The 24439-nt window shown below is 61.2% G+C and carries 16 protein-coding genes and 1 pseudogene; 11 read left to right on the plus strand and 6 right to left on the minus strand.

Translation table 11 applies throughout. The features are described 5' to 3' along the window. Window position 1: 1 nt before the first annotated feature. Window positions 2-661 (minus strand): GntR family transcriptional regulator, encoded by a 660-nt coding sequence (locus ACZ89E_RS13150; protein WP_149660560.1) that lies wholly within the window; start codon window positions 659-661, stop codon window positions 2-4. A 266-nt stretch (window positions 662-927) separates the two neighbouring features. On the opposite strand from ACZ89E_RS13150, the gene xdhA reads away from it, so the two are divergent. From xdhA to guaD, 4 genes are all read left to right on the plus strand, one after another. Continuing rightward, window positions 928-2382: a xanthine dehydrogenase small subunit gene (xdhA, locus tag ACZ89E_RS13155; RefSeq protein ID WP_463259879.1), complete on the plus strand. Its 1455-nt coding sequence runs from the start codon at window positions 928-930 to the stop codon at window positions 2380-2382. After that, window positions 2375-4777: a xanthine dehydrogenase molybdopterin binding subunit gene (xdhB, locus tag ACZ89E_RS13160; protein WP_476255829.1), complete on the plus strand. Its 2403-nt coding sequence runs from the start codon at window positions 2375-2377 to the stop codon at window positions 4775-4777. Before xdhA ends, xdhB begins: the two co-directional genes overlap by 8 nt. A gap of 133 nt (window positions 4778-4910) precedes the next feature. Beyond that, the gene (gene xdhC, locus ACZ89E_RS13165; protein ID WP_149660563.1) at window positions 4911-5756 is read left to right on the plus strand and encodes a xanthine dehydrogenase accessory protein XdhC; all 846 of its coding nucleotides are present in this window, start codon (window positions 4911-4913) and stop codon (window positions 5754-5756) included. Window positions 5757-5764: 8 nt separating this feature from the next. Next, complete coding sequence (gene guaD, locus ACZ89E_RS13170; RefSeq protein WP_476255830.1) at window positions 5765-7069, plus strand: guanine deaminase; 1305 nt, start codon at window positions 5765-5767, stop codon at window positions 7067-7069. Window positions 7070-7320: 251 nt separating this feature from the next. Here the strand turns inward: guaD and ACZ89E_RS13175 are convergent, their stop codons facing one another. Further along, a complete protein-coding gene (locus tag ACZ89E_RS13175) occupies window positions 7321-8085 on the minus strand; it encodes a GntR family transcriptional regulator (RefSeq protein WP_149660566.1) in 765 nt (254 codons plus the stop codon). Between the two features lie 355 nt (window positions 8086-8440). Between ACZ89E_RS13175 and ACZ89E_RS13180 the strand changes: the two genes are divergently transcribed. Continuing rightward, a complete protein-coding gene (locus ACZ89E_RS13180) occupies window positions 8441-9631 on the plus strand; it encodes a benzoate/H(+) symporter BenE family transporter (RefSeq protein WP_476255831.1) in 1191 nt (396 codons plus the stop codon). A gap of 169 nt (window positions 9632-9800) precedes the next feature. Here the strand turns inward: ACZ89E_RS13180 and ACZ89E_RS13185 are convergent, their stop codons facing one another. Next, entirely contained in the window at window positions 9801-10145 is a 345-nt protein-coding gene (locus ACZ89E_RS13185) for a YggL family protein (RefSeq protein WP_133836711.1), read from the minus strand. A 234-nt stretch (window positions 10146-10379) separates the two neighbouring features. Between ACZ89E_RS13185 and dacB the strand changes: the two genes are divergently transcribed. Then, on the plus strand, window positions 10380-11840 hold the full coding sequence (dacB, locus tag ACZ89E_RS13190; protein ID WP_149660568.1) for a D-alanyl-D-alanine carboxypeptidase/D-alanyl-D-alanine endopeptidase: 1461 nt from the start codon (window positions 10380-10382) through the stop codon (window positions 11838-11840). A 133-nt stretch (window positions 11841-11973) separates the two neighbouring features. Here the strand turns inward: dacB and ACZ89E_RS13195 are convergent, their stop codons facing one another. Continuing rightward, a complete protein-coding gene (locus ACZ89E_RS13195; protein WP_476255832.1) occupies window positions 11974-14373 on the minus strand; it encodes a sensor domain-containing diguanylate cyclase in 2400 nt (799 codons plus the stop codon). A gap of 145 nt (window positions 14374-14518) precedes the next feature. After that, a complete protein-coding gene (rlmKL, locus tag ACZ89E_RS13200) occupies window positions 14519-16789 on the minus strand; it encodes a bifunctional 23S rRNA (guanine(2069)-N(7))-methyltransferase RlmK/23S rRNA (guanine(2445)-N(2))-methyltransferase RlmL (protein WP_133836708.1) in 2271 nt (756 codons plus the stop codon). Between the two features lie 531 nt (window positions 16790-17320). On the opposite strand from rlmKL, the gene rmf reads away from it, so the two are divergent. Continuing rightward, window positions 17321-17536: a ribosome modulation factor gene (gene rmf, locus ACZ89E_RS13205; RefSeq protein WP_003223300.1), complete on the plus strand. Its 216-nt coding sequence runs from the start codon at window positions 17321-17323 to the stop codon at window positions 17534-17536. 345 nt (window positions 17537-17881) lie between these two features. Here rmf and ACZ89E_RS13210 read toward each other — a convergent pair. Then, window positions 17882-18902 (minus strand): annotated as a pseudogene (locus ACZ89E_RS13210) (quinone-dependent dihydroorotate dehydrogenase). Window positions 18903-19132: 230 nt separating this feature from the next. Between ACZ89E_RS13210 and ACZ89E_RS13215 the strand changes: the two are divergent. The 4 genes from ACZ89E_RS13215 (at window position 19133) to ACZ89E_RS13230 (ending at window position 24159) form a co-directional block, all read left to right on the plus strand. After that, window positions 19133-20344 (plus strand): CmpA/NrtA family ABC transporter substrate-binding protein, encoded by a 1212-nt coding sequence (locus ACZ89E_RS13215; RefSeq protein ID WP_149660572.1) that lies wholly within the window; start codon window positions 19133-19135, stop codon window positions 20342-20344. Window positions 20345-20359: 15 nt separating this feature from the next. Then, window positions 20360-20935, plus strand: a complete 576-nt coding sequence (locus tag ACZ89E_RS13220; protein WP_149660573.1) for an ANTAR domain-containing response regulator — start codon at window positions 20360-20362, stop codon at window positions 20933-20935. Between the two features lie 337 nt (window positions 20936-21272). Beyond that, a complete protein-coding gene (locus ACZ89E_RS13225) occupies window positions 21273-22484 on the plus strand; it encodes a nitrate/nitrite transporter (RefSeq protein ID WP_149660575.1) in 1212 nt (403 codons plus the stop codon). A 7-nt stretch (window positions 22485-22491) separates the two neighbouring features. Continuing rightward, window positions 22492-24159, plus strand: a complete 1668-nt coding sequence (locus ACZ89E_RS13230) for a bifunctional protein-serine/threonine kinase/phosphatase (protein WP_476255833.1) — start codon at window positions 22492-22494, stop codon at window positions 24157-24159. Window positions 24160-24439 lie beyond the last annotated feature (280 nt).

Raw genomic sequence — 24439 nt, forward strand, 5'->3', positions numbered from 1 at the left:
CTTAAGCGACCGTCAGGGCGGAAACCACCAGATCGCAGCTGCGCTGGGCATAGGCCGTCAGCACTTCGCGAATCTGCGGATAGTCACGGGCGATCACGGCGGCGAGCAGGCGCTCGAACAGCTCCAGGAATTCGCTCATCTCGGCCTTGCGCTGTTCCAGGGCGAGGAAATACGCGCGGCTCATGGCCGGCTGCAGATTCTCGACGGTTTCCTGCAAGTACGGGTTGTTGGCGAACGGGTATGCAGCGCGCATCACGCTGAAGCTGTCGTCGACGAAGGTGCGGATGTCCTGGCGCTCGTAACTGGCGGCCAGGCGCTGCTGGATCTGCACGAACGGCGCGAGGTCGGCCTGGACTTGCCAGCCGTTGGCCACGGCGTTGCCGAGCAAGATATAGAGTTCGCTCATCAGCGTGCACAGGCTCTGGACCTTGTGCGCGGTGAGTTCGGTGACATGGGCGCCCCGTCGCGGCAGGATCGCGATCAGGTGGCGACGCTCGAGGATCAGCAAGGCCTCACGGACTGAACCGCGGCTGACATTGAGGGCCAGCGTGACCTTCTGTTCCTGGATGCGCTCTCCCGGCTTCATTTCGCCGCGAATGATGCGTTCGGCGAGGTGGTGAGCAATTTGCTCGGCGAGGCTGTCCGGCGCCTTGAACGTCATGGTTGTCCTTCAAACTCTTCGATCTGCACAAGCGGCGCAGTGTAGCGCAATTGGTACGTCATGGCGGAGTGCCCACCCGGCGGTTTTTGGCACGAATTAAGCAAAAAGCAGGCTGGCGCGTGAGGGTCAATACTGTTGAAACGCGCTGTTGATCGACAAAACGGTTTTTCCTGACCTTTAAGTCAGAAAATCATTGACCGAAAAGTCAGACCTGATAAATTCGGTTCAAATCGGTTAACAACAATAATGAGTCTGCGAGGCCTTCCGTGATCCAGTTTTTACTAAACCAGGAACTCCGTAGCGAGCACGCCCTGGACCCGAACCTGACCGTGCTCAATTACTTGCGCGACCATGTGGGCAAACCCGGCACCAAAGAAGGCTGCGCCAGCGGTGACTGCGGCGCGTGCACCGTGGTGGTCGGCGAATTGCAGACGGATGACGACGGCCGCGAACACATTCGCTATCGCAGTCTCAACTCATGCCTGACGTTTGTTTCGTCACTGCACGGCAAACAACTGATCAGCGTCGAAGACCTCAAGCACCAGGGCGAACTGCACAGCGTGCAAAAAGCCATGGTCGAGTGCCACGGCTCGCAATGCGGCTTCTGCACCCCCGGCTTCGTGATGTCGTTGTTCGCCCTGCAAAAGAACAGCGACGAACCGAACGCCCATAAAGCCCACGAAGCGCTGGCCGGCAACCTTTGCCGTTGCACCGGCTATCGGCCAATCCTGCAAGCCGCCGAACAATCCTGCTGCGGCAAGCAACCGGACCAGTTCGACGCGCGCGAGGCCGACACCATCGCCCGCCTCAAAGCCATCGCCCCCACCGACATCGGCGAACTCAACAGTGGCGACAAACGCTGTCTGGTGCCGCTGACCGTCGCCGATCTGGCCGACCTCTACGACGCTTATCCACAGGCCCGGCTGCTGGCCGGCGGTACGGATCTGGCGCTGGAAGTCACGCAGTTCCACCGCACCCTGCCGGTGATGATCTACGTCGGCAACGTCGCGGAGATGAAGCGCATCGAACGCTTCGACGATCGCCTGGAAATCGGCGCCGCGACTGCCCTCTCCGATTGCTACGACGCGCTGAAAAGCGAATACCCGGACTTCGGCGAATTGCTGCAACGCTTCGCCTCGTTGCAGATCCGCAACCAGGGCACCCTGGGCGGCAACATCGGCAACGCCTCGCCGATCGGTGACTCGCCACCGCTGCTGATTGCTCTGGGCGCGCAGATCGTTTTGTGCAAAGGCGAGACCCGCCGCACGATGGCGCTGGAAGATTACTTCATTGATTACCGGGTCACTGCGCGCCAGGAAAGCGAGTTCATCGAAAAGATCATTGTGCCCCGGGCCAGTGCCGAACAACTGTTCCGCGCCTACAAGGTCTCCAAGCGCCTGGACGATGACATTTCCGCTGTCTGCGCCGCGTTCAATCTGCGCATCGACAACGGTGTTATCGCCGATGCCCGCGTCGCGTTCGGCGGCATGGCGGCCATCCCGAAACGCGCAAAAAACTGCGAAACCGTCCTGCTCGGTGCGCCGTTCAACCCTGCCACGGTCGAACGTGCCTGCGCCGCCCTGGCCGAAGATTTCACGCCGCTCTCGGACTTCCGCGCCAGCAAGGAATACCGCCTGCTCAGCGCGCAAAACCTGCTGCGCAAATACTTCATCGAACTGCAAACACCGCACATCGAGACTCGGGTGACCGCTTATGTCTAATCATCACGCTGTAGAGAAGACCCAAGCCGAACTGGCTGAACTGTTCGCCAAGGACCTGACCACCGGTGTCGGCCGCAGCGTCAAGCACGACAGCGCCGCCAAGCATGTGTCCGGTGAAGCGCAGTACATCGATGACCGCCTGGAATTTCCGAATCAGCTGCACGTGTATGCACGCCTGTCGGACCGCGCCCACGCGAAAATCATCAGCATTGATACGAAGCCCTGCTACGCCTTTGAAGGCGTGCGCATCGCCATCACCCACGAAGATGTGCCGGGCCTGAAAGACATCGGGCCGTTGCTGCCGGGTGATCCATTGCTGGCCATCGACACGGTGGAATTCGTTGGCCAACCGGTGATTGCCGTCGCGGCGAAAGATCTGGAAACCGCACGCAAAGCCGCGATGGCCGCGATCATCGAATACGAAGATCTGGAACCGGTTCTGGACGTGGTTGAAGCGTTAAGAAAGCGCCACTTCGTGCTCGACAGCCACACCCACCAACGCGGCGATTCGGCCGGCGCGTTGGCCACTGCTGAACATCGCATCCAGGGCACGCTGCACATCGGCGGCCAGGAACACTTCTACCTCGAAACCCAGATCTCGTCGGTGATGCCGACTGAAGACGGCGGGATGATCGTCTACTGCTCGACCCAGAACCCGACCGAAGTGCAGAAACTGGTCGCCGAAGTACTGGACGTGTCAATGAACAAAATCGTCGTCGACATGCGCCGCATGGGCGGTGGTTTTGGCGGCAAGGAAACCCAGGCCGCGAGCCCGGCGTGCCTGTGCGCAGTGATCGCGCACCTCACCGGCCAGCCGACCAAGATGCGCCTGCCGCGGGTCGAAGACATGTTGATGACCGGCAAGCGTCACCCGTTCTACGTCGAGTACGACGTCGGCTTCGACAGCACCGGTCGCCTGCACGGCATCGCCCTGGAACTGGCCGGCAACTGCGGCTGCTCGCCGGACTTGTCGGCGTCGATTGTCGACCGTGCGATGTTCCACGCAGACAACTCTTATTACCTGGGCGATGCGACCATCAACGGTCATCGCTGCAAGACCAACACCGCGTCGAACACCGCTTACCGTGGCTTCGGCGGCCCGCAAGGCATGGTTGCCATCGAAGAAGTGATGGACGCGATTGCCCGGCATCTGGGCCTCGATCCGCTGTCGGTACGCAAGGCCAACTACTACGGCAAGACCGAGCGCAACGTCACCCATTACTACCAGACCGTCGAGCACAACATGCTCGAAGAGATGACCGCCGAACTGGAAGAAAGCAGCCAGTACGCCGAGCGCCGCGAAGCGATCCGTCGCTACAACGCCAACAGCCCGATCCTGAAAAAAGGCCTGGCGCTGACCCCGGTGAAATTCGGTATTTCCTTCACTGCGAGTTTCCTCAATCAGGCCGGTGCGCTGGTGCACGTCTACACCGACGGCAGCATCCATTTGAACCACGGCGGCACCGAAATGGGCCAGGGCCTGAACACCAAAGTCGCGCAGGTCGTGGCCGAAGTGTTCCAGGTGGAAATGGACCGCGTGCAGATCACCGCGACCAACACCGACAAGGTGCCGAACACCTCGCCGACCGCCGCCTCCAGCGGTGCCGACCTCAACGGTAAAGCCGCACAGAACGCCGCTGAAATCATCAAGAAACGCCTGGTCGAATTCGCTGCCCGCCAGTACAAGGTCAGCGAAGAAGACGTGGAATTCCACAACGGCCATGTACGCGTTCGCGATCACATCCTGACCTTCGAAGCGCTGATCCAGCAGGCGTATTTCGCCCAGGTGTCGTTGTCGAGTACCGGGTTCTACAAGACCCCGAAAATCTTCTACGACCGCAGCCAGGCCCGGGGTCGCCCGTTCTACTACTACGCCTTCGGCGCGGCGTGCTGCGAGGTGATCGTCGACACCCTGACCGGCGAATACAAAATGCTGCGCACCGACATCCTGCACGACGTCGGCGCCTCGCTGAACCCGGCCATCGACATCGGCCAGGTCGAGGGCGGTTTCATCCAGGGCATGGGGTGGCTGACCATGGAAGAACTGGTGTGGAACAACAAAGGCAAACTGATGACCAACGGCCCGGCGAGCTACAAGATCCCGGCCGTGGCTGACATGCCGCTGGACCTGCGAGTGAAGCTGGTGGAGAACCGCAAGAACCCTGAAGACACGGTGTTCCATTCCAAGGCTGTGGGCGAGCCGCCGTTCATGCTCGGCATCGCCTCGTGGTGTGCGATCAAGGACGCCGTCGCCAGTCTGGGCGACTACAAGCATCAACCGAAGATCGATGCGCCGGCGACCCCGGAGCGGGTGTTGTGGGGGTGTGAGCAGATGCGGCAGTTGAAAGCGGCGAAGGCTGTCGAGGCTGAGCCGGCGGAGTTGGCTTCGCTTTAGACCGAGGTGTGGCCTTCGCGGGCAAGCCTTGCTCCTACAGGTTTACGGTGATCTTGCGAACATCACCATTCCCGTAGGAGCGAGGCTTGCCCGCGAAGAGGCCCGAACAGACAACACAGATGTCGAGGTGAATATGTACAACTGGATCGACGCCCTCGCCGACCTGCAATCCCAGGGTGAACCCTGCGTGTTGGTGACCATCATCGAAGAGCTCGGCTCGACACCGCGCAATGCCGGTTCGAAGATGGTCATCAGCGCCACCCAGACCTTCGACACCATCGGTGGCGGGCATCTGGAATACAAGGCCATGCAGATCGGCCGCGAGATGCTCGCCAGCGGCAAGCAGGACACGCACCTGGAGCGCTTCAGCCTCGGCGCCAGCCTCGGCCAGTGCTGTGGCGGCGCGACGGTGTTGCTGTTCGAACCGATGGGCCAGGTCCAGGCGCAGATCGCCGTGTTCGGCGCCGGTCATGTCGGCCGCGCGCTGGTGCCGCTGCTCGCCAGCCTGCCCTGCCGGGTGCGCTGGATCGACTCCCGGGAAGCGGAGTTCCCGGAACAGATCCCCCACGGCGTGCGTAAAATCGTCGCCGAAGAGCCTGTGGATGAAATCGATGACCTGCCCGTCGGCAGCTACTGCATCGTCATGACCCACAACCACCAGCTCGACCTCGAACTCACCGCCGCGATCCTCAAGCGCAACGACTTCGCCTACTTCGGCCTGATCGGCTCGAAGACCAAACGGGTGAAGTTCGAACACCGCCTGCGCGACCGCGGTTTTGACAGCAGCGTGCTGCAACGCATGCGCTGCCCGATGGGCATCGGCGAAGTCAAAGGCAAGTTGCCTGTGGAAATCGCCATCTCCATCGCCGGCGAAATCATCGCCACCTATAACGCGAATTTCGGCCAGCAAACCGCCAGCGCCGGATCATCGATTGCCAAACTGCTGCCGGCTTCACGGCGCAGCCAAGCCACAAACTGAGAACGAACATGCCTTTGACTCGCAAAGCCTACCGCGCCGCCATCCTGCACAGCATCGCCGACCCTGCCGAAGTGGGGATCGAAGCGTCGTATGAGTATTTCGAAGACGGTTTGCTGGTGGTCGAAAACGGCAAGATCAGCGCCATTGGCCATGCCACCGAATTGTTGTCGACCCTGCCGGCGGACATCGAGATCACCCATTACCAGGACGCGCTGATCACCCCGGGCCTGATCGACACCCACATCCATTTGCCGCAAACCGGGATGGTCGGCGCTTATGGCGAGCAACTGCTGGACTGGCTCAACACCTACACCTTCCCGTGCGAAAGCCAGTTCGCCGACAAGGCCCACGCCGATGAAGTGGCGGACATTTTCATCAAGGAACTGCTGCGCAACGGCACCACCACCGCGCTGGTGTTCGGCAGTGTGCATCCGCAATCGGTGAACTCGTTCTTCGAAGCCGCCGAGCAACTTGACCTGCGGATGATCGCCGGCAAGGTGATGATGGACCGCAACGCGCCGGACTACCTGACCGACACCGCCGAATCCAGCTATGTCGAAAGCAAGGCGTTGATCGAGCGCTGGCACGGCAAGGGCCGCTTGCACTACGCGGTCACCCCACGTTTCGCCCCGACCAGCACTCCGGAACAACTGACCCTCGCCGGCCAGCTGCTCGGCGAATATCCAGACCTGTATATGCAGACCCACATCAGTGAAAACCTGAAAGAAGTCGAATGGGTCAAGGAACTGTTCCCGGAGCGCAAGGGCTACCTGGATGTCTATGACCACTACCAACTGCTGGGCGAGCGCTCGGTGTTTGCCCACGGCGTGCACCTGTGCGACGACGAGTGTGCGCGGTTGGCGGAAACCGGCTCGGCGATCGCCTTCTGCCCGACGTCGAACTTTTTCCTCGGCAGCGGTTTGTTCAATTTACCGATGGCTGAGAAGCACAAGTTGAATGTCGGTTTGGGTACGGATGTGGGCGGCGGTACCAGTTTCTCGCTGCTGCAAACCTTGAACGAAGCGTACAAGATCATGCAGTTGCAGGGCGCGCGGTTGAGCCCGTTCAAGTCGTTGTACCTGGCGACCCTGGGCGGTGCGCGGGCGCTGCGGCTGGAAGACAAGATCGGCACGTTGCATGCCGGCACCGATGCGGACTTCCTGGTGCTGGACTACAACGCCACGCCGTTGCTCAGCTATCGCTTGAAGCAGGCCAATAACATTGCCGAGACGTTGTTTGTGTTGATGACGCTGGGGGATGACCGGACGGTGTTGCAGACGTATGCGGCGGGGAAATTGGTGCATCAGCGGTAAGGTTTGTTCGTACCGATCGTTCCCACGCTCTGCGTGGGAATGCAGCCCGTGACGCTCCGCATCACTGGACGCGGAGCGTCCCTAGAGGCATTCCCACGCGGAGCATGGGAACGATCAATCCCCCGCAATCGATGGTTGCGGGGGATTTTTTGTGTCTTTGAGGACGCCTTCGCGGGCAAGCCTCGCTCCTACACGGATCACGCTGAATCTGTAGGAGCGAGGCTTGCCCGCGAAGGCCGCGCCTCGGTCTATCAGAGCTTGGCGGTCGACCGCCCCGGCTTCTTGGTCTGCAACAAATGCGAGAACACCGCATGCAAATCATCCGACGCGCTTTCTTCGTCGAGGTTGAGTTTGCTGTCGATGTGATCCATGTGATGCATCATCAAATCCACCGCCAACTCACCGTTGCGCGCTTCGATCGCGTCGATCAACTGGGTGTGTTCATCGTAGGAACAGTGCGAGCGGTTGCCGCTTTCGTACTGGGCGATGATCAACGAAGTCTGGGACACCAGGCTGCGCTGGAAGCTGATCAGCGGCGCATTCTTCGCCGCTTCAGCCAGTTTCAGGTGGAATTCACCCGACAGACGGATACCGGCGCCGCGATCGCCACGGGAGAAGCTGTCGCGTTCGTCGTTGACCATCTGCCGCAACTCGGCGATTTGCTCGGTGGTGGCGTGCTGCACGGCCAGTTCAGTGATCGCTCGTTCGACCAGGCGACGGGCGAGGAACACCTGACGGGCCTCTTCGACGCTCGGGCTGGCGACGACCGCGCCACGGTTCGGTCGCAGTAAAACCACGCCTTCATGGGCCAGGCGCGACAGCGCGCGGCGAATGATGGTGCGGCTGACCCCGAAAATTTCCCCCAGCGCTTCTTCGCTCAACTTGGTGCCGGGCGCCAGGCGCTGTTCGAGGATGGCCTCGAAGATATGCGCGTAGACAATATCGTCCTGGGTACCACTGCGGCCGGCTTTGCCTGCTCGCGGTTGTTTCTTTAGGGGCTGCAACTGTTCGTTCATGGGCACTCGAGTCGGGAGAACTGCGGCGAATAGACCGTGACTGTAATACGGCACAGTGGGTCGCTGGCAAGTATCGCGTAAAAAACACCGCGATTGTACACAATGGATGGTGGCAACACGACTGTATGGCTGTTTGCGGCCACGGCTGTATTGCAACGGTGCGTTACATTTGAGTTTAGGCTTGAACGCAGAATCCGCCTGAACGCCATCCTTTGTAGGAGCGAGGCTTGCCCGCGAAGGCGTCGTCTCATTCAACATTGATATCGACTGACACGACGCCTTCGCGGGCAAGCCTCGCTCCTACAGGGATCGCGTTGTTCCGGGCTTTTTTATCAGAACAAGGAACACCGCTGTCATGAACGACGCCACGCAAACGCAACTGCGCCCCCTGGCCGACACGTCACCCTCGGCCATCGTCGCCGGTTTCATCGCCATGATGACCGGCTACACCAGCTCCCTGGTCCTGATGTTCCAGGCCGGACAAGCAGCGGGCCTGAGCAGCGGGCAGATTTCCTCGTGGATCTGGGCGATCTCCATCGGCATGGCGGTGTGTTCGATCGGCCTGTCCCTGCGCTACCGCACGCCGATCACCATCGCCTGGTCGACCCCCGGCGCGGCGTTGCTGATCACCAGCCTGGGCGGTGTGACCTACGGCGAAGCCATCGGTGCCTACGTCACCTGCGCGGTACTGGTGATCATTTGCGGTTTGACCGGCAGTTTCGAACGGCTGGTGAAAAAGATCCCGGCCTCACTGGCGGCGGCGTTGTTGGCGGGGATTCTGTTCAAGATCGGCAGCGAGATTTTCGTCGCCGCCCAGCACCGCACCGCCCTCGTGCTGGGAATGTTCTTCACGTATCTGGTGGTCAAGCGCCTGTCGCCCCGCTACGCCGTGCTTGCCGCGCTGTTGATCGGCACCGCGCTGTCGGGGTTCATGGGGTTGCTGGATTTCAGCGGTTTCCATCTGGAATTGGCGACGCCGGTCTGGACCACGCCGCACTTCTCCCTGGCGGCGACCATCAGCATCGGCATCCCGCTGTTCGTGGTGGCCATGACCTCGCAGAACATGCCCGGCATCGCCGTGTTGCGTGCCGACGGCTACAACGTCCCGGCCTCACCGCTGATCACCACCACCGGCATCGCTTCGTTGCTGCTGGCACCGTTCGGCTCCCACGGCATCAACCTGGCGGCGATCAGCGCGGCAATCTGCACCGGCCCGCACGCCCATGAAGATCGCAACAAGCGCTACACCGCTGCGGTCTGGTGCGGGATTTTCTACGGGATTGCCGGGGTGTTCGGCGCGACGCTGGCGGCGTTGTTTGCCGCGTTGCCGAAAGAACTGGTGCTGTCGATTGCGGCGCTGGCGTTGTTCGGCTCGATCATCAATGGCTTGAGCATCGCCATGAGCGAAGTGAAGGAGCGGGAAGCGGCGTTGGTGACGTTTATGGTGACGGCGTCGGGGCTGACGCTGTTTTCCATCGGGTCAGCATTTTGGGGGATTGTGGCGGGGGTGTTGACGTTGGTGATTTTGAATTGGCGTAAGGCTTGAGGGCCTCTTCGCGGGCAAGCCTCGCTCCTACAGGTTCGGCGTGATCCCTTGTAGGAGCGAGGCTTGCCCGCGAAGGCATTCCCATGATCAACATCCCAGCCCAAGCCATACACCTACAAATCGCAGGCATAAAAAAACGGCGACCCATGGGTCGCCGTTTTTCATGACATCAAGCTACCGGATTGATCGGCTTTTCCGGGTACCAGACGTCCAGCAGCGGGCTGACGGTGACTTCAGTCAGTTCGCTGCGGCCTTTGAGCCAGGCTTCAACTGCAACGCGCTGCTCTTCGGACACCGAGCCGCGCTTCTGCAGGCAAACCAGACCGAAGTCGTCGCCGCCAACATAACCCAGACCGTTGGCTTCCATCGCTTCTTTCAGGAACGCGTTGAGGAAAGCATCAATGGCTTCATCAGCCAAATCTTCTTTGAAATCCAGGTTCAGTTCGAAACCCAGCTCTTGAAATTCATCGACGCACAGTTTTTTGCGCAGACGCTGGGAACGGTTAGTCGCCATTGGAACAATCCTCATAAGTAATAACGGGCGGCACTTTAGCAGTTTAAGGCGCCAATTGCCCGTTCCACGGTAGTGGCCAACCTACCGTCGGTAAAAAAATAGCGGATTAGAAGGTCCGAGCACGGCACAAGCCGTTACACCTTGGGGCATAATGCCGACACTTTCATGACCACCGGGGGATTTTATCTTCATGCCCTCACCTTTTTTCCCCTCGACTGCAGGGTTTTATTTCACATGATCAAATCTTTACGCCCACTGCTACTCGCCGGTCTTCTCCTGCCTCTGGCGCTCCCGATTTCTGCCGCTCCGATCAATACCGCGCTGTCACCCAACGTTGAAAAGGCCCTCAAGGCCAGCAAGTTGCAGGACAACGCCCTGTCCCTGGTGATGCTCCCGCTGAACGGCCCCGGCACCCCGACCATTTTCAACGCCGACGTCTCGGTCAACCCGGCTTCGACCATGAAACTGGTCACCACGTACGCGGCCCTGGAAATGCTCGGCCCCAACCACCAGTGGAAAACCGAGTTCTACACCGACGGCACCCTGAGCGGCGGCATCCTCAACGGCAACCTCTACCTCAAGGGTGGCGGTGATCCGAAGCTGAACATGGAAAAACTCTGGCTGCTGATGCGCGACCTGCGGGCCAATGGCGTAACCCAGGTCACCGGCAATCTGGTGCTCGATCGCGGCTTCTTCATGCAGCCGCAACTGCCCGAGTTCAATGACGATGGCAATGACGAGAACAAGCCGTTCCTGGTCAAGCCTGACTCGCTGATGGTCAACCTCAAGGCCCTGCGCTTTGTGGCGCGCAACGACAATGGCAAGGTGCTGGTGTCGGTGGAGCCGCCGATTGCGACGATTAACATCGACAATCAGGTCAAGGCGATCAACTCCAAACAATGCACCGGTGGCGTGCGCTACAACCCGGTGACCCAGCCCGATGGCAGCGTGACCGTGACCGTTGGCGGCCAGTTGGGCGAAGGTTGCAGCTCGCAGACTTACCTGTCGCTGCTCGACCATGCGACCTACACCGCCGGTGCGGTGCGGGCCATCTGGAAAGAACTGGGCGGCAGCATCCAGGGCAAGGATGTGCTGGGATCGACGCCAAAAGATGCCAAGGTGCTGGCCCGGGCCTTCTCGCCGGATCTCGCGGAAGTCATTCGCGACATCAACAAATACAGCAACAACACCATGGCCCAGCAACTGTTCCTGAGCCTGGGCCAGAGGTTTCGTAACGACGCCGACGGTGACGATGCCAAAGCCGCCCAACGGGTGGTGCGCCAGTGGCTGGCCCAGAAAGGCATCACCGCGCCGCACCTGGTGATGGAGAACGGCTCCGGCCTGTCCCGCGCCGAACGGGTGAGTGCCCGTGAGATGGCCGGTATGCTGCAAGCCGCGTGGCGCAGCCCGTACGCCGCCGAGTTCATCAGTTCGCTGCCGATTGCCGGCACCGACGGCACCATGCGCAAACGCCTGAAGACCACCGCGATGCGCGGCGAAGCCCACATCAAGACCGGCACGCTGAATACCGTACGGGCGATTTCCGGCTTCAGCCGCGACATCAATGGCAACACCTGGGCGGTGGTGGCGATTCTCAACGACAAGGCACCGTTTGGCGCGTCTTCGGTGCTGGATCAGGTGCTGCTGGATTTGTATCGCCAGCCTAAAGTCCCGGCGACCGCTTCGGTGTTGTAACTCTCTACCTGATCGTTCCCACGCTCTGCGTGGGAATGCAGCCAGGGACGCTCCGCGTCCCAAAGCAGACGCAGAGCGTCCATTGAGGCATTCCCACGCAGAGCGTGGGAACGATCATCAACAAGCCTTGCTCCTACAAGCGCTGGTTCTCAACCCGATCCCTGCCCGCCTGCTTCGCCGCATACACCCCCGAGTCCGCCCGCAGCAACAGCGCATCCGCGCCCTCGCCGACCTGCCAACTGGCAATCCCGAAACTGGCGGTCACCGTGCCGACGCCGTCGATCGGTGAGCTGCGCAACGCTTGCCACAACTGCAAGGCCAGGACATGGGCGTGTTCGCCATTGATGTCCGGGCACAACACCATGAACTCCTCGCCGCCCAGGCGACAGAACACGTCGGTGCGGCGCAGGCGATGGCCAATGCGCTCGCACACCGCCTGCAACACCCGATCCCCCACGGCGTGGCCATGCTGGTCGTTGATGCGTTTGAAATGGTCAATGTCGAGCATGATCACCGACAACTCGCCACCGCCGCGTTCGACCCGGGCCATTTCCATGGTCAGGCGTTCCTGGAAGTAGCGGCGGTTGTGAATGCCAGTCAACGAGTCGGTCACCGACAGCGCCCGCAGCTCTTCTTCCACCCGCTTGAGATCGGAGATATCCGAGATGTAGCCGTGCCACAGCACACCACCGCCGGGCAGTTCCTCCGGGGTCGCCTCGCCACGGACCCAGCGCAATCCGCCCACCGGCAGTTGCACGCGGTATTCCTCGCGCCACGGACTGAGGGTGTCCGCCGAGGCGCGGATGGAGGCGCGGACCCGGGTCGAATCCTGTGGATGAATCCGGGTGAAGATCGCTTCGGCGTTGAGCAGCAACACATCCGGTTCCAGCTCATAGATGTCGCGGATGCCATCACTGGCATAGATCACACTGAAGCGTCCGTCGAATTCCATCTTGAACTGGTAGATGCCGCCGGGCACATGGGCGCTGAGTTTTTTCAGCAACAAGTCCCGCGCCGCCAGGGCTTCGTGGACACGCTTGCGTTCGGTGATGTCGATGCAGATCGCCAGGTGCCCAACCCACAGCCCTTGCTCATCCAGCACCGGCGTCGCCAGCATGTTCACCGTCAGGTGGCTGCCATCCTTGCGCACCAGGGTCCATTCCCGGGCTTCGTGACCGCCCTCTTCACCGCCCTCGACCAGCATCGCCTGGCAGGTCGGGATCAACTTGCCGTAACGCGCGCTCAGCTCCGCCGAGCGCGCTACGAGCTCCCGGGGGAAGTGCAGGTTTTCCAGGGTCATGTGCCCCACCACCTCGGTTGCGGTGTAACCGAGCATGTGTTCGGCACCGGCGTTGAAGGTGCTGATGACTCCGCGCAGATCGGTAGCAATGATCGCCACCTGCGTCGCGGCATTCAGCACGCCGCGCAACTGACCGTGGGTGCCGCGCAATTCCTGCTCGCGGGCGCGCAGTTCCTCGGTGCGCTGCTCGACCATTTTCAATGCCCGTTGGCGCTGGCTGACCAATACGTAGAGCAAGGCGCTGAGCAACAGACTGAGCAAACCACCGAGCACCACCAGGCTGCTCGCCGAAGAGTGGTTGGCCTGCACAAAGGCTTCGCTGGGCTGGATGTCCACTTGATAGTCGTGGTCGGCCAGGCGCAGCAAGCGGCTCGCGGACAGGTCACTGACGGCTGGAGGCTTCGCCGATTCGTACAGCACTTCGTGTTGATCGTTGGTGGACAGGTCGAGAATGCGCACCGTCAGGTAATCGTGACCGGCCTCCGGTAATCCGTCGGCCAGCAACTGGCGCATGCTGATCACTGCCATGACGTAGCCGAACGGCTTGGTCGTCGGCGCTTGCAGGCCTTCACGTGGAACCACCGGCGCCACCAGCAGCACACCGCGGGCATAGGCCGGTTCAACATTCACTAAATGCATCGGTTGCGAAACCGCCATGCCACCGCTCGCATCCGCCCGTTCCAGGGTGGCACGGCGCAACGGCTGGGCGAGCAAGTCGTAGCCCAGCGGCGAGCCGAGTCGACTTTGCGTCTGGCTGTAAAGCACCACCACGTACTCATCGCGTTCTGCCGCCAGTTGCAGTTCGCCCGCCACATTGAGCTCACGGATGGAGAAGTCGCTCAGCCCCTGGGCGCGCACCTCCTGCTCGAACGCCGGACGTTCATCGCCGGACACCCGTTTTGCAAACGAGTACGCCTGGGTGCGATGCAATAAAGGTTGGGTGTAACCGTCAAATTCGGCGCGAGACACCGATTCGGAATTGGCAAAGAACCGGCGCAGGCCATCGAGGCGCTGCTCCTGATCTTCGAAACGTTCTTCGATACGGCTGTAGCGCTCACTGGCCAGCAGTTGGAAGCGTTGCCGTAATTGATGATGAAACAGATTCAACGTGGACCAGGCCAGCAACCCCGTGAGAATCCCGCCAGCGAGCAATACCAACATCGCGACCAACCAGGCCGAGACGTCTTCGCTGATAAAGCCCAGGATCTTGGGGCGCACGGCGTGCAACGACATAAAACGCAACTCAAAACGCCAGGTGCCGGAAAAGCCCATTGGCCATGAGTTGAGTTATAGCTATTAGCCACTAATTTGACCAGCCCTGAAAAGAATCCAAGAGCCTTTAAAAATCAAGGCTCTGTGGATCCAATCAGGTCAGGTGTCAGCGGGCCGTGATTTTCCAGGCGCGGTGGATCTTACCGTTGCGGGCAAAGTCCGGATCGATGGTCTTGTCGGTGATTTCCTCGACCGCATAACGGGTGGTGAGGTTCTCCTCCAGCACGAACTTGCGGAAGTTGTTGGAGAAGTACAACACCCCGCCCGGGGCCAGGCGCGCCATGGCCAGGTCGATCAATTGCACCTGGTCACGCTGCACGTCAAAGATGCCTTCCATGCGCTTGGAGTTGGAGAAGGTCGGCGGATCGATGAAGATCAGGTCGAACTCGTCACGGCAGGCATCGAGCCAGGCCATCACGTCGCCCTGCTCCAGACGGTTCTTGTCGGAGAAACCGTTCAGCGACAGGTTGCGACGCGCCCAGTCCAGATAGGTTTTCGACAGGTCGACGCTGGTGGTGCTGCGCGCGCCGCCCTTGGCTGCATGCACACTGGCGGTCGCGGTGTAGCTGTACAGATTGAGGAAACGCTTGCCGGCCGCCTCTTTCTGGATACGCATGCGCATTGGCCGGTGGTCGAGGAACAGCCCGGTGTCGAGGTAGTCGGTGAGGTTGACCAACAGCTTCACGCCACCTTCGTTGACCTCGACAAACTTGCCCTGTGCCGCTTGGCGTTCGTACTGCTTGGTGCCGCTCTGACGCTCGCGTCGCTTGACCACCACGCGGCTCTTGTCGATGTTCAGGGCCTGAGGAATGGCGGCCAGGGCATCGAACATCCGGGCCGAGGCTTTTTCCGGGTCGATGGACTTCGGCGCGGCGTATTCCTGGACGTGAACCCAATCCTGGTACAGGTCGATGGCCATCGAGTATTCCGGCATGTCGGCGTCATACACGCGATAGCAGTCGATGCCTTCACGCTTGACCCACTTGCCCAGGGCCTTGAGGTTCTTTTGCAGGCGGTTGGCAAACATCTGCCCGCCTTCGCTCAAGCGCGGTTGCTCGATCACCACCGGGGCCGGTTTGATCGGGTTGCCGTTCTTGTTGTACTTCTCGTACTTGCCCGGCGCTACGTCGTTGTCCGCGACTTCGACTTCCGCCTGCTCGCGCTCGACCTGACGCTGCTCCGGGGTGCGGCGTTCGCCAGTCACGAACTGATCCGGGGTGACCTTGATCAGCAGCAGCTTGCACGGCAACGCGCCGTTCCAGAACGAATACTGTTTGTGGCTGCGGATGCCCATGCGCTTGCCCAGATCCGGGGCGCCGGTGAACACGGCGGCTTCCCAGTTCAGGCAGGCCTGGCGCAGACGCTCGCCAAGGTTCTGGTAGAGGTAGAGCAGGCTCGCCTCGTCACCCAGACGCTCGCCGTACGGCGGGTTGCAGATGACCAGGCCTTTCTGGTTCTGATCCGGACGCGGCTCGAAGGTGCCGACTTCGCCCTGGTAGATCTTGATCCACTCGCTGAGGCCGGCGCGCTCGACGTTGTTGCGGCCCGGTTGAATCAGGCGTGGGTCGGCTTCATAGCCGCGAATCCACAGCGGTGGCTTGGCCAGGCCGGCGGCGCAACGCTCGGTGGCTTCTTCGTGGAGTTTTTTCCACAGCGCCGGAACGTGGCCGAGCCAGGCGGTGAAGCCCCACTGCTCGCGGCGCAGGTTCGGCGCCATATCGGCGGCGATCATCGCCGCTTCGACGAGGAACGTCCCCACACCGCACATCGGGTCAGCCAGCGCGCCGCCTTCGGCCGCAATGCGTGGCCAGCCGGAACGGATCAGGATCGCCGCCGCGAGGTTTTCCTTCAGCGGCGCCGCGCCCTGCTGCAAGCGATAGCCGCGCTGGTGCAGGCTGTGGCCGGACAGGTCGAGGGACAGGATCGCTTCGCCACGGTCCAGGCGCAGGTGAATGCGCAGGTCCGGGTTGAGCTTGTCGATGGACGGACGGTCGCCCTGCGGGGTGCGCAGTTTGTCGACGATGGCGTCTTTGACTTTCAAGGCGCCGAAGTGGGTGTTGTCGATGCCCGAGCCGTGACCGCTGAACTCGACGGCCAGGGTGCCGTCATTGAGCATGTGGTCTTGCCACTCGATGTCGAGCACGCCGTGGTACAGGTCTTCGGCGTCCTTCATCGGGAACCGCTTGAGCACCAGCAGCACCCGGTTCGCCAGACGCGACCACAGGCACAGGCGATAAGCGGTTTCCATGGTGGCCATGCCGCGCACGGCAGAGGTGTGCTCACGCGCTTCTTCAAGGCCAAGCCCGACGGCTTCCTCGATGAGCAGGCCTTCAAGGCCTTTGGGGCAAGTGAGGAAGATTTCGAATTGATCGGACATTGGAATTTCAGAGCCTTTGGCTGAGTGAACCGACAACGCATTGCCGGTCCGGTTTTCAATCAGGCGCTTTTCTAAAAGAGCGCCCGCGTGGCACGAAGGTGTGCCGTCCCACCCTGACTGCTCGGGTTAAAAGAGCTTAGATGTCAGGGCAGATAAAATAGTTGAAGCAACAAAATGTCATAAAGCGACCCTTCGTCGAATAGTACCCCAGCGCAAACGTGGGTCATTCTCACTAAAGGATTAACCCCGTCATACAGCGCGGGGCTGATCATACCGGGGTTTGACCAATAAACACGGGACAAACATCGTGTTACTTATGGCCATACCATCTTTATGGTTACGTTCTTATGACAAAACGATCATTCCCTCGATGTGACCTATTGGTTAGAACTCAACACAGGTTGACGTCGCAACGGCGTCAACACCTTGGCTCGCGACGCCGGCAGCGAGCCGCCAACGGCAGAGAATTTCTGCCAGACCTCGATTGAGGTCGACGCGATAAATACAGTCAACAAGTGAGGGCAACACCCTATGAGAAGACTTAAGCGTGATCCGTTGGAAAGAGCATTTTTGCGCGGATATCAATATGGCGTTGGTGGCAAATCCCGTGAGCTTTGCCCATTTACTCTACCGTCGGTACGCCAAGCCTGGATTAACGGCTGGCGCGAAGGACGCGGCGACAACTGGGACGGTATGACCGGCACTGCGGGAATCCATAGACTCAACGAACTTCACGCCGTTGGCTAACAAAGGGCCTGACACTGCAACACAATCACCTGATTACGTAACACCTTAACCACGCACGTCCCATCCGGACGGCGGGCTTCGGCCCAGGGGCACCTTCGAGGTGCCCTTTTTTATGCCAGCCTGATACACAAAATTGCTGCGAACTGCTTTTCAAAATTGCTGCGAACTGCTTTTGTGGCGAGGGAGCTTGCTCCCGCTCGGCTGCGCAGCAGTCGTAAACCCTGCCACCGCGTTTTGCCTGACATACCGCGTTGACCGGGTTGGGGCTGCTGCGCAGCCCAGCGGGAGCAAGCTCCCTCGCCACAAGCAAGCCCCCTCGCCACAAAAGCCCGCTCCCACCGGGGTTTAGCGCAGAGCGGCAATGGCGTCCACGGATTCACGAATCAGCGCCGGGCCTTTATAGATGAAGCCGGAATACAGCTGCACCAGGCTCGCACCCGCCGCGATTTTCTCAGCCGCGTGCTTGCCTTCGGTGATGCCGCCCACGGCGATGATCGGCAAACGGCCGGCCAACTCTGCCGCCAACACCTTCACGGTATGGGTGCTCTTGTCGCGAACCGGCGCGCCGGACAGGCCGCCCGCCTCGTCGCCATGCTCCAGGCCTTCGACGCCAACCCGGCTCAGGGTGGTGTTGGTGGCAATTACCGCGTCCATCCCGGTTTCGATCAGCGCTTGCGCCACCTGTGCGGTTTCTTCGTCGGTCATGTCCGGGGCGATTTTGATCGCCAGCGGCACATGTTTGCCGTGGCGCAACGCCAGTTCAGCCCGGCGCTGGGCCAGGTCGGCCAGCAGTTGCTTGAGCGAATCACCGAATTGCAGGCTGCGCAGCCCCGGGGTGTTCGGCGAGCTGACGTTGACCGTGACGTAGCTGGCGTGGGCATAAACCTTGTCCAGGCAGATCAGGTAGTCGTCCACCGCACGCTCAACCGGCGTATCGAAGTTCTTGCCGATGTTGATGCCCAGCACGCCCTTGTATTTGGGCGGCGGCAACGCGGCCCAGCAGGTGATCGACGCCGAGGTTGTTGAACCCCATGCGGTTGATGATCGCCTCGGCGTCCGGCAGGCGGAAAATCCGTGGTTTCGGGTTACCCGGCTGCGCACGCGGGGTGATGGTGCCGATTTCAACAAAGCCGAAACCCAACTGGGCAAAACCGTCGATGGCCGCGCCGTTCTTGTCCAGACCGGCCGCCAGACCCACCGGGTTCGGGAACTCCAGGCCCATGACCTTCACCGGCACTTTCGCCGGCGCCTTGCACAGCAAACCGTTGAGGCCCAAACGCCCGCCCGCGCCGATCAGGTCCAGGGACAGATCGTGGGAGGTTTCCGGGGAAAGTTTGAACAACAGCTGACGGGCCAGGGTGTACATGGGCGGGTTTGACTCGAATGGCGGCGAAATGAGGCGGCGATTATAGCCGGGCATCGGGGTCGCAAGCGAGGCGCACACGCAAATCAACGCTCGATGGCATATGCCTTGCACCGACAAAGGCATCAGCACTCATGCCAACGACGGGATGAGTCGACAGACGATGGCGTCGTCACCCGGCTCTGCTCACGCGGGGGCCTGGGGCGACGCTTTTTTTTGCAAGGTGTTTAGCGATGAATGAAACCACAGTCGGCCCGTTGGCCTGGGTCAACGGTAGCGATGCCCCGGAAAAATCCGCGATCAACGTAGGATTCATGGCCCTGAGCGACTGCGCCTCGGTGGTGGTCGCCGCCACCCAGGGTTTCGCCCAACCCTATGGCCTGACCCTCAACCTCAAGCGCCAGTCATCCTGGGCCAACCTGCGGGACAAACTGGTCAGCGGCGAACTCGACGCCGCCCACAGCCTCTACGGCCTGATCTACGCCGTGCACCTGGGCATCGGCGGCGTTGCCCCCACCGACATGGCCGTGCTGATGGGCCTGAACCAGAACGGCCAGAGCATCAACCTGTCCCACGGCTTGCAAGCGCTGGGCGTGACCGGTCCTGAAGCACTGCACCGGCACGTGCACCAAACTCGTCCAAAACTGACGTTCGCCCAGACCTTCCCGACCGGCACCCATGCCATGTGGCTGTATTACTGGCTGGCGAGCCAGGGCATTCATCCGTTGCAGGATGTCGACAGCGTGGTGGTGCCACCGCCGCAAATGGTCGCGCACCTGCAAGCCGGGCGGATTGACGGTTTCTGCGTCGGCGAGCCGTGGTGCGCCAGCGCGGTTAAACAGGATCTCGGGTTTACCATTTCGACGACCCAGACCATTTGGCCCGACCACCCGGAAAAAGTCCTCGGCTGCACCCGCGCCTTTGTCGAGCAATACCCCAACACCGCCCGGGCGCTGGTGATGGCGATCCTCGAAGCCAGCCGTTTCATTGAGGAAAGCCCCGAAAACCGCCGCAGTACCGCACAGTTGTTGAGCGCGCCCGAGTACCTCGATGCACCGCTGGATTGCATCGAACCGCGTCTGCTGGGGGATTACGCCGATGGCCTGGGCCATCGCTGGCAAGACCCGCACGCTCTGCGCTTCCATGGTGGCGGCGAGGTCAATTTGCCTTACCTGTCCGACGGCATGTGGTTCATGACCCAGTTCCGCCGTTGGGGTTTGCTGCGTGAAGATCCGGATTACCTCGGCGTCGCGCGCAAGGTCCAGCAATTGGATCTCTATCGCGAGGCGGCGACGGCAGTCGGCGTTGCGGCCTGGGGTCAGGAGATGCGCAGCAGTCAGTTGATCGACGGCAAAGTCTGGGACGGCTCAGACCCGGCCGGCTATGCCCGAGGCTTCACACTGCACGCCATGAGCGACAGCTCGCCATTGCTCGCCAGCCGCTGACGGGAGACTGCGAATATGTTGCGTATCCTGCTGATCAACGACACGGCCAAGAAAGTCGGACGACTGAAAGCCGCCCTGACCGAGGCCGGGTTCGAGGTGATCGACGAATCCGGCCTGACCATCGACCTGCCCACACGCGTCGAAACGGTGCGCCCGGACGTAATCCTGATCGATACCGAGTCACCGAGCCGCGATGTGATGGAGCAAGTGGTATTGGTCACGCGTGATCAACCCCGGCCCATCGTGATGTTCACCGATGAACACGACCCCGGTGTGATGCGCCAGGCGATCAAGTCCGGGGTCAGCGCCTACATCGTCGAAGGCATTCACGCACAACGCTTGCAGCCGATTCTCGACGTGGCCATGGCCCGTTTCGAAAGCGACCAGGCCCTGCGCGCCCAGCTTCATGCACGGGATCAGCAACTGGCCGAGCGTAAGCGCATTGAACTGGCGAAAGGCTTGTTGATGAAGATGAAGGACTGCGGCGAGGAAGAGGCCTACACCCTGATGCGGCGCCAGGCCATGAGCCGCCAGCAGAAGTTGATTCAGGTGGCGGAGCAGATTATTGCCATGAGTGAGTTGCTCGGCTGAAGGACGCCTTCGCGGGCAAGCCTCGCTCCTACAGGGTTTGTGTCGTTCACAGCATTTGAATTCGCCGAAGTCCTGTAGGAGCGAGGCTTGCCCGCGAATGGCCGCGACTCGGTCCCGGCTGTTGGCACAGATCTCGCTAAGTAATCTGTACAGGTAACCAACGGCGGTTGCCCCACCTACGACAAAGACGTCGCTCACCTCATTCGCCCATGGCGGATCCGGTGGCGGCGTTTTTTCGTTTTGGCCCCAGAGACCGGGGCCGGTGGTGCGGCCGTGGCGGCGCCCCACCTGCAAGCTCATGACTCCTTCTCGAGACGCTTAACAGCTGAGGTGCGCGATGAATTCAAGCTTCTGGAAATCCGGCCATACCCCGACATTGTTTGCGGCCTTCCTCTATTTCGACCTGAGCTTCATGGTCTGGTACCTGCTCGGCCCACTGGCGGTGCAGATCGCCGCCGACCTGCACCTGACCACCCAGCAGCGCGGGATGGTGGTGGCCACGCCAATTCTGGCCGGCGCGGTGTTGCGCTTTGTGATGGGCCTGCTGGCGGATCGCCTGTCACCGAAAACCGCCGGCATCATCGGCCAGGTCATCGTGATCTGTGCACTGTTCGGTGCCTGGAAACTCGGGATCCACAGCTACGAACAGGCGCTGGTGCTCGGCCTGTTCCTCGGCATGGCCGGGGCGTCCTTCGCCGTCGCCTTGCCGCTGGCGTCGCAATGGTATCCGCCGCAGCATCAAGGCAAGGCCATGGGCATCGCCGGGGCCGGTAACTCGGGCACGGTGCTCGCGGCGCTGATCGCCCCGGTGCTGGCGGCCGCGTTCGGCTGGAGCAACGTGTTCGGCTTCGCCCTGATCCCGTTGATCCTGACCCTGATCGTGTTCGCCTGGCTGGCGAAAAACGCTCCGGAACGGCCGAAAGCCAAGTCCATGGCCGACTACCTCAAGGCCCTCGGCGACCGTGACAGTTGGTGGTTCATGTTTTTCTACAGCGTGACCTTCGGTGGCTTCATTGGCCTGGCCAGCGCCCTGCCCGGCTATTTCAACGATCAATATGGCCTGAGCCCGGTCACCGCCGGTTACTACACCGCCGCCTGTGTGTTCGGCGGCAGTTTGATGCGGCCATTAGGCGGCGCCTTGGCGGATCGTTTTGGCGGCATTCGCACCTTGCTGGGCATGTACACGGTGGCGGCGATCTGCATTGCGGCCGTCGGGTTCAATTTGCCGAGTTCCTACGCGGCATTGGCACTTTTCGTCTGCACCATGCTCGGGTTGGGGGCCGGTAACGGCGCGGTGTTCCAACTGGTGCCACAGCGTTTTCGTCGGGAGATCGGCGTGATGACCGGGTTGATCGGCATGGCCGGTGGCATCGGCGGCTTCGCCCTCGCGGCGGGCATGGGCGCAATCAAGCAGAGCACCGGCAGCTATCAACTGGCCTTGTGGTTGTTCGCCAGCCTCGGCGTGCTGGCCTGGTTCGGTTTGTACGGTGTGAAACGCCGCTGGAGAACCACCTGGGGTTCGGCCGCCGTCACGGCGGCGCGGGTCTGAGGCTTCCATGAGCCTGCAACTGAGCTTCGCCGAAGCCAGCGCCATCGGCCCCCGCGCGGAAAATCAGGACGCCCTGCGCCTGGTCACGCCGGCCCCGGCGCTGGCGGCGAGCAAGGGTTATCTGTTTGCCATCGCCGACGGTGTCAGCCAATGCGCCGACGGCGGCCTCGCCGCCCGTTCGACCTTGCAGGCATTGGCGCTGGACTACTACGCCACCCCGGAAACCTGGGGCGTGGCCCAGGCACTGGATCGCCTGTTATCCGCACAGAATCGCTGGTTACAGGCTAACGGCGGTGGGCAGCCGCTGCTCACCACCGTCAGTGCTTTGGTCATGCGCGGTAGGCGCTTTACCTTGGCTCATGTGGGAGATTGTCGGGTGTATCGCTGGCACGCCGATCAGTTGCAGCGGATCAGCGAGGATCACGTCTGGGAGCAGCAAGGCATGCAGCATGTGCTCAAGCGCGCCCTCGGCCTGGATCAGCATCTGGTACTGGATTTTCTCGATGGCGAACTTCGTCTGGATGAGCGTTTCGTACTGCTCAGCGATGGGGTCTGGGCGGTGCTGGGTGAAACCGCCATTGCGGCGATTCTGCGCGACCAACCCGATCTTGATAGCGCCGCCAAGACCCTGGTCAACGCCGCGCACCTGGCCGGCAGCCAGGACAACGCCAGCGCCTTGCTGGTGCGGGTCGATGCCCTCGGTGAAACGAGCATTGGCGATGCGCTGATTCATTTGCAGCAATGGCCCCTGCCGCCCGCGCTGAAACCGGGGCAATCCTTTGAAGGCTGGCAGGTGGAATGCCTTCTTGGGCAGAGCCAGCAATCGCTGCTGTATCGGGTGCGGGACGGGCAACAACAACCCTGGCTGCTGAAAACCCTGCCCGGGCATTTGCACGACGATCACCTGGCCGGGCAGGCATTGCTGTCGGAGGAATGGTTTCTCAAACGGGTGGCCGGGCGGCATTTTCCTGAAGTCCATGCCGCCAGTCAGCGTCAGCATTTGTACTACGTGATGCGGGAATATTCCGGATCGACATTGGCGCAGTTGTACGCCGATGTCGGCCCCTTGCCGCTGCCCCAGTGGCTGGATGTGGCCGAGCGCCTATTGCGGGCGGTTGGGATGCTGCATCGACGACAGATCCTGCATCGCGACATCAAGCCGGAGAACTTGCTGCTGGGGGACGACGGTGAGCTGCGCTTGCTGGACTTCGGCCTCGCCTACTGCCCTGGCCTGTCCGAAGACCAGCCCTCCGCCCTGCCGGGCACGCCGAGCCATATCGCGCCGGAAGCGTTTCACGGGGTTGCGCCAACGCCGCAACAGGATTTGTATGCGGTCGGCGTGACCCTGTATTTCCTGCTGACCGGGCATTATCCCTATGGTGAAATCGAAGCCTTTCAGCGCCCGCGCTTTGGTGTGCCGGTCAGTGCCAGTCGCTATCGGCCGGACCTGCCGGAGTGGATCGCGTTGAGTCTGGAGCGGTCGGTCGCGGTTGATCCGCAGCAGCGTTTTGAAACGGCGGAAGAATGGTTGTTGTTGCTGGAACAGGGGGAGCGGCGGAGTTTGAGTGTGCGTCCCCGGCCATTGCTGGAGCGTGAGCCGTTGAAGGTTTGGCGGACATTGGCGCTGATGTCGTTGGGGATGAATGTGCTGTTGCTGGTTCTGGCATTGCACTGACTCGATCCCTCGCCACACGTTTCATTTGCCCCAGGACCGGGCGATTCGCCTCGAATCGGTGCACAAATATAGATTTTGATCCTGCCCCCCCATCATGAGCCCGGCCAAACTAAGCCTTGAACGACTTGGCACAACCACTGCATTACCTTTCCCACCATACATAAAGCCCAGCCTTCAACGACGAAGGTTGTGCTTCCCGAGAGAACGGGACCAGGACAAAGGCGTCCTCGCTAGGCAACTAGCGGGACGCCTTTTTTTGTTTGCGCGAAATTTGTCGAGC

It is taken from the genome of Pseudomonas sp. TE3899, assembly GCF_056279105.1.

Excerpts from the sequence above, each read along its gene's own strand:
- ACZ89E_RS13230 (WP_476255833.1), top strand. The coding sequence starts at position 22,492 with ATGAGCCTGCAACTGAGCTTCGCCGAAGCCAGCGCCATCGGCCCCCGC.
- ACZ89E_RS13180 (WP_476255831.1), top strand. The coding sequence starts at position 8,441 with ATGAACGACGCCACGCAAACGCAACTGCGCCCCCTGGCCGACACGTCA.
- rlmKL (WP_133836708.1), bottom strand. The coding sequence starts at position 16,789 with ATGTCCGATCAATTCGAAATCTTCCTCACTTGCCCCAAAGGCCTTGAA.
- ACZ89E_RS13150 (WP_149660560.1), bottom strand. The coding sequence starts at position 661 with ATGACGTTCAAGGCGCCGGACAGCCTCGCCGAGCAAATTGCTCACCAC.
- ACZ89E_RS13185 (WP_133836711.1), bottom strand. The coding sequence starts at position 10,145 with ATGGCGACTAACCGTTCCCAGCGTCTGCGCAAAAAACTGTGCGTCGAT.
- rmf (WP_003223300.1), top strand. The coding sequence starts at position 17,321 with ATGAGAAGACTTAAGCGTGATCCGTTGGAAAGAGCATTTTTGCGCGGA.
- ACZ89E_RS13215 (WP_149660572.1), top strand. The coding sequence starts at position 19,133 with ATGAATGAAACCACAGTCGGCCCGTTGGCCTGGGTCAACGGTAGCGAT.
- guaD (WP_476255830.1), top strand. The coding sequence starts at position 5,765 with ATGCCTTTGACTCGCAAAGCCTACCGCGCCGCCATCCTGCACAGCATC.
- xdhB (WP_476255829.1), top strand. The coding sequence starts at position 2,375 with ATGTCTAATCATCACGCTGTAGAGAAGACCCAAGCCGAACTGGCTGAA.
- xdhC (WP_149660563.1), top strand. The coding sequence starts at position 4,911 with ATGTACAACTGGATCGACGCCCTCGCCGACCTGCAATCCCAGGGTGAA.
- ACZ89E_RS13195 (WP_476255832.1), bottom strand. The coding sequence starts at position 14,373 with ATGTCGTTGCACGCCGTGCGCCCCAAGATCCTGGGCTTTATCAGCGAA.
- ACZ89E_RS13220 (WP_149660573.1), top strand. The coding sequence starts at position 20,360 with ATGTTGCGTATCCTGCTGATCAACGACACGGCCAAGAAAGTCGGACGA.
- dacB (WP_149660568.1), top strand. The coding sequence starts at position 10,380 with ATGATCAAATCTTTACGCCCACTGCTACTCGCCGGTCTTCTCCTGCCT.
- ACZ89E_RS13225 (WP_149660575.1), top strand. The coding sequence starts at position 21,273 with ATGAATTCAAGCTTCTGGAAATCCGGCCATACCCCGACATTGTTTGCG.
- ACZ89E_RS13175 (WP_149660566.1), bottom strand. The coding sequence starts at position 8,085 with ATGAACGAACAGTTGCAGCCCCTAAAGAAACAACCGCGAGCAGGCAAA.